The 10,582-nt window shown below is 55.3% G+C and carries 7 protein-coding genes; 2 read left to right on the forward strand and 5 right to left on the reverse strand.

The genetic code is table 11. The features are described from left to right. Window positions 1-87: 87 nt before the first annotated feature. The 3 genes from asmA to udk all read right to left on the reverse strand — a co-directional run bounded on the left by asmA (window position 88) and on the right by udk (window position 3,272). Window positions 88-1,938, reverse strand: a complete 1,851-nt coding sequence (gene asmA / locus M8370_RS18115) for an outer membrane assembly protein AsmA (protein ID WP_058660593.1) — start codon at window positions 1,936-1,938, stop codon at window positions 88-90. Between the two features lie 22 nt (window positions 1,939-1,960). Beyond that, window positions 1,961-2,542: a dCTP deaminase gene (gene dcd / locus M8370_RS18120; RefSeq protein WP_013097886.1), complete on the reverse strand. Its 582-nt coding sequence runs from the start codon at window positions 2,540-2,542 to the stop codon at window positions 1,961-1,963. An 88-nt stretch (window positions 2,543-2,630) separates the two neighbouring features. After that, the gene (gene udk / locus M8370_RS18125; protein WP_250021540.1) at window positions 2,631-3,272 is read right to left on the reverse strand and encodes a uridine kinase; all 642 of its coding nucleotides are present in this window, start codon (window positions 3,270-3,272) and stop codon (window positions 2,631-2,633) included. Between the two features lie 344 nt (window positions 3,273-3,616). Between udk and M8370_RS18130 the strand changes: the two genes are divergently transcribed. Then, window positions 3,617-6,946 (forward strand): diguanylate cyclase, encoded by a 3,330-nt coding sequence (locus M8370_RS18130; RefSeq protein WP_250021541.1) that lies wholly within the window; start codon window positions 3,617-3,619, stop codon window positions 6,944-6,946. Here the strand turns inward: M8370_RS18130 and alkA are convergent. Next, a complete protein-coding gene (gene alkA, locus M8370_RS18135; protein ID WP_250021542.1) occupies window positions 6,911-7,783 on the reverse strand; it encodes a DNA-3-methyladenine glycosylase 2 in 873 nt (290 codons plus the stop codon). The two genes, M8370_RS18130 and alkA, sit on opposite strands and share 36 nt — an antisense overlap. A 130-nt stretch (window positions 7,784-7,913) precedes the next feature. On the opposite strand from alkA, the gene yegD reads away from it, so the two are divergent. Beyond that, window positions 7,914-9,266, forward strand: coding sequence for a molecular chaperone (gene yegD / locus M8370_RS18140; protein ID WP_013097890.1), 1,353 nt, complete (start codon window positions 7,914-7,916; stop codon window positions 9,264-9,266). A 51-nt stretch (window positions 9,267-9,317) separates the two neighbouring features. Here the strand turns inward: yegD and M8370_RS18145 are convergent. Continuing rightward, window positions 9,318-10,582: EAL domain-containing protein (locus M8370_RS18145; RefSeq protein ID WP_250021543.1), on the reverse strand; the 1,265-nt coding region annotated here is incomplete at its 5' end.

The raw sequence follows: 10,582 nt of genomic DNA on the forward strand, positions 1-10,582 counted from the left end.
AAAAACACGTTGCTCCCTCTCCCGTGGGAGAGGGATGGGGTGAGGGCATCAGGCCGCACTGGCAGCCGCCACCCGGCACAACAGGCATCACAGCTTATCGAGCAGCTTCTTCACGTCCTTCCCGTTTTGGGTGTCTTTATTGCGATCCGCCCAGTCGTTCAACCGACGTTTGGCTTCATCCTGCAGATGCTTGCGCAGGATCTGATCCACCTGCAGGCTGTAGTTCAGAGACTGCCATTGGCCATATACGCTCAGCGGTACCGGCGTCTCTTTCAGGAAGTCGATCAGCTTACCTTCACCCTGCCAGCCGGACAGCACCTGAACGTTGAAGTGGGTATCTGCCGTCTCTTTTACCAGATCGAGCTTGCCCTCGCCGGTTAATGACAACAGTGAGGAGGTCCCCTGCATGCTATTCAGAGAGAGTTGCCCGTTGTCGAGCGTCAGGTCACTGCTAAAGCTGTCGAGACGCGTGGCGCTGTCGTAATTTTCCTGCGCTTTAACATCGCTGCTACGCTCCACCGCCTGCTGTACCAGCTGCTGGAAGTTGAGCCCTTCCATGCGGGCATCTTTCAGTTCAAGGTGAGCCTGCCCCTGCCAGTCGCGGCGGAAAGCATCAGCATCGATCTTCGTGCCCGAGAAATCCCCCGCCAGCGTCAGTTGACCCGTCATGGAGATGGGGTAGTCAAAGGCTTTCAGGATGGTGCCAATCTCAACGTTGTCGAGACGCGGCTGAAATTCCGCAGTCGAGGCCTCTTTACGCACATCCAGCGTGCCCGGCAGGGAAAGGTGCCCGGCGCCCATTTTGCCGCTCAGTTCGGAGATCACCAGCAAACCGTTCTGGTTGAACATCTGGCTGCTCACGTCGGTGAAATCGATACCGCGCCAGCGCAGGCTGTTGGCCTTCAGCAGAATGTCCGCCGTGAAGCCCCGCAGACCGTTATAGTCCGGCTGATCGAGATTAGACGAGATAACCGGACGCGTCTGTTTCCCCTGGTTTTGCCCGAGCTGCGCGGGATCGTTGTCCGTAGCGCTCGCCGGAGGCGGAGGAAGCAGGTTTTCCAGGTTGAGCTTGTCAAACTGCAGATTGAGCACCCATTTCGGCTTCGCCTCCAGAATGACGCTCGCCTGCCCTTTCAGGCTGCTGTCGTTCGCCTGCAGGTTGAGATTATTCATCTCAAGCTGTTTTAACTCTTCACGCCAGACGGCCTGCATCGTTCCCTGACCGGCAATCCCCTGGGCAGGGAGATCGGCTCCTGTCAGTTGCCAGTTCAGCTGCTGAATGTCGGCGGTAAGCTGGTGCGGATAATCCGACGCATTGACGCTGGCATTCAGAGACAAAGTGAGATCGCGCTGATCGCGGTTGACCCGTCCGCTAAACTCCAGCGAAGCAAGATGGTGCTCATCCTGCTCCATTTTGAGGTTGATATTCCGTACGGTGACCTGCTCATCGTCTTCATGCTGGAAAACCAGCACGCTATCGGCCACCTTCAGTTTGCCAATATCGAATGACCAGCCCGTATCTGACGGTTCATCAGGTAAGGTATTTTCCCGCGGCGCAACCGGCGCATCCGCGTTACGCACGGCTTCAGTTTGCTGGGTAAGCTGAATCACCGCGCCTTTTAACATCACCTGGTTGACCTGCAACTGGTGCGAAAAGAGCGGAACTAACGCCACATCAAGGCGCATGTTATCGGCAGACACCAGGGGCTGAGCAGCCCCCGGCGCGGTTAACGACATGCGGCCAGAGAGAATGCTGAGCTGGGGCCAGACGTGCCAGCGCAGCGGCCCATCCAGCTTCAGTTGATAACCACTGCGGGCTTCGACCTGCCGCACCATATAGGCGCGGAAATCATTCGGGTTAACCAGCAGAACCAACGCTGAAAGGCCAGCAACCAGCACCACCAGCAAAATCATCAGCGTTGTCAGAACTCTTCTCATGGCATCCTCAATGGACTAACGATCAGTCTTTATCAATACGGCTGGCAACCGCACCCTGCTGGTCGCGGTATTTTGCGTCCTGACGGCGGTTGTAAGGACGATCGGCCGGACCCGTCAGCGGTTCAAAGCTCAGCGCACCAATCATCATGCCCGGGCGCAGCGCCAGCGGCAGTTTACCGGCGTTGAAAAACTCCAGCACGATTCGGCCCGACCAGCCTGGATCGATACGGTGCGCGGTCACGTGTACCATCAACCCCAGACGCGCCAGAGAGGAACGGCCATCAAGCCAGCCCACCAGATCCGCGGGCAGCGTCACCGATTCAAAGGTCACCGCCAGCGCCAGCTCGCCCGGATGCAGATAAAAGGCCTCGCCTTCGTCGATAACGATTTCGTCACTCATCACGCGATCAAGCGCGGCGCTGACTTCATCCTTCGGCCCGCTAAGGTCGATGAACGGTGCGGTATGGCCGCTGAAGGTGCGGAATTTATTCCCCAGTCGCACATCAACGGTGACACCATTGATACGCTCCACGGGTGGACGTGGGGTAATAGACAGGCGGCCTTCATCCAGCCAGGCTTCTATATCGCGATCACAAAGACGCATGGCACTCTCTCCTTTCGTGCATCGTGCCCTGAGGATAACGCCTCAGGGCAAAGCAGGTTATCTCTGAACGGTACACAATTCGCGCGGCTTATTCAAAAAACTGGCTGATTTTCGCTTTTAAGATATCAATGGCAATGCGGTTTTTGCCTCCGCGCGGCACGATAATATCGGCGTATTGTTTGGATGGTTCAATAAATTGCAGGAACATTGGGCGAACGGTTTTCTGGTACTGCGCCATGACGGAGTCCATTGAACGGCCACGTTCGTTCACGTCACGCTTGATGCGGCGCATCAGGCAGATGTCCAGCGGGGTATCAACAAAGATGGAGAAGTTCATTGACTCGCGCAGACGCGCGTCGGTCAGAAGCAGGATGCCTTCAAGGATAATCACCTTCTTTGGCTCAATGCGAATCGTTTCCTGCGTGCGGGTATGTTCCACGTAACTATAAACAGGCAGTTCAATCGCCTGGCCGCTCTTGAGCGCTTCTAAATGCTGGAACAGCAAGCTGTGATCCATGGCATTAGGATGGTCATAGTTCGTTTTTACGCGCTCTTCCATCGACAGATGGGATTGGACTTTGTAATAGCTGTCTTCGGGAATGACGCCGATGTGCTCATCACCAACTTGTTCACGCAGTTCGCGGTATAGCGTACTGGCAATAAGACTTTTACCTGAAGCCGATGCGCCGGCAATGCCTATAATGACGCACTGATGAGACTTATCAGTCATAAATTTAGCGACCTGATTAACCTGGATGTTAAGGAAGGACGACGCCGGAGCGTCAAACGCGGCAATTATAGGGATTTCACGGGCGTGATACCAGTCGAAAGCGCAGGTTATGCGAGACAGGCTGAAAAGTGACGTTATGTTCCCTGAGTGAAATTTTTACGCGCGTTTTTTCAGCGTTTAACAGGATTTTTTTAAACACTAACTATTTAATAAATCTATGATGTCAAATTATGAGCAGTCGCCATATGAATTGTAAATTGTTTGTACTAGCATAAACCAAATTAGCACATTCACTCGTCCGGACCTTCACTCCCGACGGCATGGCGTCTCTGGATAAAGCGGTAATGAATAAACAACACCAGCGAGTTTTGGTTACCACCCCACATCCTCTTATGCGACTTGTCTGTCTGGGCCTGGTCACCTTTATCTTTACCCTTTTTTCGCTGGAGTTGACCCGCTTCGGCGCGCTGCTGGCTCCGCTCTGGTTTCCCACCGCCATTATGATGGTGGCGTTTTATCGCCACGCCGGAAAAATGTGGCCCGGTATTGCCCTGGCCTGTTCGTTTGGCAATATTCTGGCCTCGTGGATGCTCTTCTCCTGGTCGTCGATTAATCCGACCTATACCGCCATTAACGTGGTGGAAGCGGTAGTTGGTGCGTTATTACTGCGCAAACTGCTCCCCTGGTACAACCCGCTGCAGAATCTGAATGACTGGATCCGCCTGGCCATCGGCAGCGCGCTGATCCCCCCGCTGGTGGGCGGTGTGCTGGTGCATTTACTGATACCCAGCCCGGAGCCGCTGCGTAATTTCCTCGTGTGGGTCTTGTCTGAAGCGGTTGGCGCACTGGCCCTGGTGCCATTAGGGTTACTGTTTAAGCCGCACTATCTCCTGCGCCATCGAGACCCGAAGCTGCTGCTGGAAACGCTGGTAACCATGGCCGTGACGCTGGTCCTTAGCTGGGCGGCCATCGTCTGGCTGCCGTGGCCTTTTACCTGCGTCATTGTTCTGCTGATGTGGAGCGCTGTGCGCCTGCCGCGCATGGAAGCCTTTATGGTGTTTCTGGTCACCGTGATGGTGGTTTCGCTGATGATTGCCCATAACCCGGAGGCACTGACCACGCAGCACACCGGCGCGATGCTGAATGCCCCCTGGCTGCCGTTCCTGATGCTGCTTCTGCCAGCCAACGTCATGACCATGGTGATGTATGCCTTTCGCGCAGAGCGAAAACACATCACTGAAAGTGAAGAGCGTTTTCGTAATGCGATGGAGTATTCCGCCATTGGCATGGCGCTGGTCAGCATTGACGGTCAGTGGCTGCAGGCCAATAAAGCGCTGTGTAACTTTCTCGGCTACAGCCAGACGGAGCTGCAGTCGCTCACCTTCCAGCAGCTAACCTGGCCGGAAGATCTGCACACCGATCTCGAACAGCTTGAACAACTGGTCAACGGGGATATCAACACCTACACCCTTGAGAAACGCTACTACACCCGCAGCGGCGAAGTGGTCTGGGCGCTGCTTGCGGTCTCGGTTGTACGTCATGCCGACGGTTCACCGCTCTATTTCATTGCCCAGATTGAAGATATTAACGATCTGAAGCAGACCGAATGGGTCAATAAACGGCTGATGGAGCGCATTACCCTTGCCAATGAAGCGGGCGGCATTGGCATCTGGGAGTGGGATCTTGAGCCGGACATCATCAGCTGGGATAAGCGGATGTTTGAGCTGTATGAAATCCCGCCGCATATCAAACCTACGTGGCAGCTCTGGCACGATACGATGCTGCCTGAAGATCGCGCCCATGCGGAAAAAGTGCTTCGGGAATCACTCATTTCACGGCTGCCGTTTAAGCTTGAATTCCGTATTCGCGTGAAAGAGGGGGTACGCCATATTCGCTCCCTGGCGAACCGGGTCCTGAACAAACAGGGGGAAGTCGAACGCTTGCTCGGTATCAATATGGACATGACCGAAGTGAAGCAGCTCAATGAGGCCCTGTTCCAGGAAAAAGAGCGTTTGCACATTACCCTCGACTCCATCGGCGAAGCAGTGCTGTGTACCGATGTCGACATGAATGTCACCTTTATGAACCCGGTCGCCGAAAAAATGAGCGGCTGGCTGCAAACCGAGGCCATCGGCCAGCCGGTGCTGAAGGTTCTGCATATCACCTTCGGCGAAAAAGGGCCGCTGATGGAGAATATTCACAGCGGCGATATGTCCCGTTCAGATATCGAGCAGGATGTGGTGCTGAACTGCCGTACCGGCGGCGTTTTTGATATCCATTACAGCATCACCCCGCTCAGCACGCTGGACGGGCAGAATTTCGGCTCGGTGCTGGTTATTCAGGACGTCACCGAATCGCGCAAAATGTTGCGTCAGCTCAGTTATAGCGCTTCTCACGATGCCCTCACCCATCTGGCAAACCGGGTCAGTTTCGAAAATCACCTCAAGCGGCTGCTGCAAACCGTTCAGGAGACGCGCCAGCGACATGCGCTGGTGTTTATCGATCTCGATCGCTTCAAAGCCGTCAACGATACCGCAGGCCACGCGGCGGGTGACGCCCTGTTGCGGGAGCTTGCGTCCTTGATGCTGACCATGCTGCGCTCCAGCGACGTGCTGGCGCGTCTGGGCGGGGATGAATTCGGGCTGCTGCTGCCGGACTGCAATATTGAAAGTGCCCGCTATATTGCGGGTCGGCTGGTCCATACCATCAACGACTATCACTTTATGTGGGAGGGCCGCCTGCACCGGATCGGCGCCAGCGCGGGGATCACGCTGATTGATGAAAATAATCATCAGGCCTCGGAAGTCATGTCCCAGGCCGACATTGCCTGCTACGCCTCGAAAAACAACGGTCGCGGCGTGGTGACAGTGTACGAGCCGCAGCAGGAGCGGGCCCACAGCGCGCGCAGCATGATGTCGCTTGATGAACAGTGGCATATGATCAAAGACAACCATCTGATGATGATCGCCCGCAGCGTGGCCTCCCCGCGCATCCCGGAAAGCTGCAACTTCTGGCTGATTTCGCTGCGCCTGTGGACCAGCCAGGGAGAAGTGCTGGAAGAGCACGCCTTCCGTTCCGGCCTGGCGGAGCCTGAACTTTTACATGCGCTGGACCGCCGTATATTTAGCGAATTCTTCCGCGCGTATGCCGCTCCGGTTGCCAAAAAAGGCCTCGGGGTCGCCCTTCCCCTGTCCGCCGCGGGTTTAGCCAGCACCACGCTGATCGACGAATTGCTCGACCTGCTGGATAAAGGGCCTTTACCGGGCCGTCTGCTGCATCTGGTCATCGCGATCGACGTTGTGGCAAACCCAGATCCAAACGTCCAGACGGGGCTACAAAAGCTCCGCCACGCTGGCTGCCGCGTGGTGCTCAGCCAGGCGGGACGCAACATGGAGCTCTTTAGCCACCTTGGTGCCAACGTGGCTGATTATCTGATGCTGGACGCCGAAGTGGTGACCAATGTGCACGGCAACCTGATGGATGAGATGATGGTTACCATTATTCAGGGCCATGCCCAGCGTCTGGGGATGCGTACCATCGCCGGTCCGTGTAACCAACCCATCATGATGGATACGCTCTCCGGCATCGGCGTTGATTTTATTTTCGGTGACACCATCGGTGAGCCGCAGCCGCTGGATCTACTGCTGAACACCAGCTATTTCGCCATCAACTGATGGCGTCCAGCCGTCGGTATACCAGATGTGCAAAAGGGCGTAAGAGCGCCACGGCTGCCAGCGCTGGGCGTAGCGGCGAATTTGCGCAGGCGTCATGCCGGCAAAGCGTTGCTTAATCAGGTAGTCATCCGGCAGGAACACATCTTTCGCCTGCCAGCCGCGCAGGGCAAGGTAATTTGCTGTCCAGCGCCCTATCCCCGGACGCTGCTGTAAGGCTTTCATCCCGGCCTCAATATCCGCAGGCGGGAACAGCGGAAACGTGCCGTCGACCACGGAGCGGGCCAGATGAATCAACGACTCCGCCCGTTTGACCGGCATGCCGAGGGCCTTCAGCGCCAGCGGATCCACCGCAGCCAGCACCTCAGGTGTGGGAAAGCACAAATAGCCCGGCGCATCTTTTACCGGTTCGCCGCACAGGGCCACCACCCGTGAGGCCAGCTTCGCCGCCATCGCCACGCTGACCAGTTGCCCCAGGATCGCCCGCACGCCTTGCTCGTAGGCATCCATCGCCCCCGGTAAGCGCAACCCTGGCCGCGCAGCGCCCAGGTCGCCCAGCGCCTGCTGAATTTGCTGCGGATCGCAGGCAAGATCGAACAGACCTGCGATGCGTTCAAGACAGGTCTGCGCAACCGGGATTAACCCCGGGCTAAGCGTGACGTTGAGCGTATGGGTGTTCAGATCCGGGGTGACGCGAAAGATCCCCTGGTGTCGCTGGCAGGTGGAACTGCGCTCGTAGTAGCGTTCGGTAACCGTCTCGATCCCCTCCACCGCACGCGCGCCAAGAAAGCCAAACATCCATTGCCAGTCGTAAGGGGGTTGCCAGGTCAGGGTATACATTGTCACTCCTTTTTTGTTCACCTCAGCATAAACCGAAAGGCCTTGTTTCGCCTTGCTTTCATATTCCTGTTGTCGCCGGTCGGGCATTCCGCTAAAGTCTCGCCCCTTCTCACTGGCATGGGGATTAATCGTGTTTATTGGATTCGACTACGGTACGGCGAACTGTTCGGTTGCGATTATGCAAAACGGACAACCATTGCTCCTGAAAATGGAAAACGAGAGTACGCTGCTGCCGTCAATGCTCTGCGCACCAACCCGCGAAGCGGTCAGCGAATGGCTGTTCCGCCACCATCAGGTTCCGGCCACGGCGGCGGAATCACAAGCGTTGCTGCGCCGGGCCGTCAGTTTTAACCGCGAAGAAGATATCGACGTCACACCGTCGAGCGTCCAGTTCGGCCTCTCGTCGCTCGGACACTACATTGACGACCCGGAAGAGGTCTACTTCGTTAAATCGCCAAAATCGTTTCTCGGCGCCAGCGGGCTGAAGCCGCAGCAGGTGGCGATGTTTGAAGATCTGGTCTGCGCCATGATGCTGCACATTCGCAATCAGGCGCAAACCCAGGTACCGGAGGCGATCGATCAGGCGGTCATTGGCCGTCCGATCAACTTCCAGGGGCTGGGTGGCGACGAGGCTAACCAGCAGGCGCAGGGGATCCTTGAGCGTGCCGCGCACCGCGCGGGCTTTCGCGACGTGGTATTCCAGTATGAGCCGGTGGCGGCGGGGCTGGATTTTGAAGCCACGCTGACAGAAGAGAAGCGCGTACTGGTCGTCGACATCGGCGGGGGCACCACCGACTGCTCACTGCTGCTGATGGGGCCGCAGTGGCATAACCGTCGTGACCGCGAAAACAGCCTGCTGGGGCACAGCGGCTGCCGCGTGGGCGGTAACGATCTGGATATCGCGCTCGCCTTTAAGAGCCTGATGCCACTGCTGGGCATGGGTGGGCAAACGGAAAAGGGGATCGCCCTGCCGATCCTGCCCTGGTGGAACGCTATCGCCATCAACGACGTCCCCGCGCAGAGCGATTTTTACAGCAGCGCGAATGGCCGCTTCCTGAACGATATGGTGCGCGATGCCCGGGAGGCCGACAAGGTCGCCCTGCTCTACAAAGTCTGGCGTCAGCGTCTGAGTTATCGCGTGGTGCGTACTGCCGAAGAGAGCAAAATCGCCCTCTCCGATCGCCCGGAGCACGCGGTTTCCTTGCCGTTTATCAGTGAAGATCTGGCAACCGCCATTTCTCAGGAAGGACTGGAAACCGCGCTCGCCCAGCCGCTGCAGCGCATTCTGGAACAGGTGCAACTGGCGCTGGAGAACGGCAAAGAGAAGCCGGACGTGATTTACCTGACCGGCGGTAGCGCCCGTTCGCCGCTGATCAAGAAAGCGCTGGCAGAACAGCTGCCGGGCATTCCAATTGCCGGCGGCGATGACTTTGGCTCCGTCACGGCGGGGCTGGCGCGCTGGGCGCAGGTGATGTTTAGTTAAATACACAAACTGAGGCCCCTCGATCATCTCGTGGGGCCTCAGTATCGGTATCTATAGTGAGCGACAACGCTCCACTTGCATTGGGTCTGAATTTAGTCTTTTTCTCCTCCATGCAGACCCTATTGCTGCGGAGCCATACTGCTGCATATAGCGATGAAATTCAGCCAGTGCCATAGGTGGCATGAAATAATACCCCTGCAGGAAATCAACCTTATGGGCGATAAGCCATTCGCGTTGACAGGCATACTCCACGCCCTCTGCAACAGTACGTAACCCCAGAATGCCAGCCAGATTAATGATCGATTCCAGCATCGGCAGCGTCTGATCTTCTGCATGGATCCCTTTGATAAAGATCTTATCAATCTTAATCACGTCCAGCTCGAGTTCATTCAGACAACACAGATTGGCGTATCCCGTTCCAAAATCATCCAGAGCAAAGAGGACACCCCGGTTACGTAACGAACGGATTAACTCTTTTATTGCAGGCGTGACTACCAGTGTCTGGTTTTCAGTAATCTCAATCATCAATTTTATTGGCAGTGATTCCGTTAATTCCAAAAAATTGAGGCATTCCCAATAGAAAACAGGGTTACTCAAATTTGAGGGGCTCACGTTAAACGCCACAAAAAAAGACTGTCCCTGCCAGGTAATATCGTGATTTAAATGACTCGCGACCTTATTCATCAGATAACTTGTCAGATCGTTTATTTGACCACTAATTTCCGCCAGCGGGATGAACTCACGTTGAGAAATGGCATAGTTGTGGCCTGAAGGCCACCGCGCCAGCACCTCAACGCCACACAGCTCTCCTTTACTTCCGAGGATGGGTTGAAAATAAGGCACAATCTCATCATTTTTCAAAGCCAGAGTTAATCTATTAGCTTCGTTGCTATCAAATATACCCTCTGTCATTGTTTGGCTTTTCTTGTTGTCATGTGCCCCCCATCGTTCTGCCAAAAAACCATTTCTGGAAAGATAAATTATAGTCTCATTAAAGTTATCAAAACTCAGGCGATGAGTTATTTTATCTCGATAACGATAGAGCGATTTTGGCGTTAAAGAATTTGCATTGCAAAATTCTTCCAGCCCCACTTTAGTGAAAGAGGCGTAAATCATCTCTTGTTCAAAATCACTTAAATGAAATCTATCAACGCAGCCCAATGTTGACGGAGCGCCCCCCTGCACATTTGACATCAATTTAGTTTTTAGAACAGAAATAAGGCTATTACAGCTTACTTTAGCGTTAACAGACTCACTATTTTCACAGCCTCGATTGATACATTTACTGTCACTCATCGTGAGAACAATACTGTTAA

It is taken from the genome of Enterobacter cloacae complex sp. OE43NF (assembly GCF_023544405.1).
In the GTDB taxonomy this organism is placed as follows: Bacteria; Pseudomonadota; Gammaproteobacteria; order Enterobacterales; family Enterobacteriaceae; genus Enterobacter; species Enterobacter cloacae.

What these genes read in the sequence shown, in the direction of transcription:
- asmA (WP_058660593.1), bottom strand. Translation starts at nt 1,938, where the DNA reads ATGAGAAGAGTTCTGACAACGCTGATGATTTTGCTGGTGGTGCTGGTT.
- dcd (WP_013097886.1), bottom strand. Translation starts at nt 2,542, where the DNA reads ATGCGTCTTTGTGATCGCGATATAGAAGCCTGGCTGGATGAAGGCCGC.
- udk (WP_250021540.1), bottom strand. Translation starts at nt 3,272, where the DNA reads ATGACTGATAAGTCTCATCAGTGCGTCATTATAGGCATTGCCGGCGCA.
- M8370_RS18130 (WP_250021541.1), top strand. Translation starts at nt 3,617, where the DNA reads ATGAATAAACAACACCAGCGAGTTTTGGTTACCACCCCACATCCTCTT.
- alkA (WP_250021542.1), bottom strand. Translation starts at nt 7,783, where the DNA reads ATGTATACCCTGACCTGGCAACCCCCTTACGACTGGCAATGGATGTTT.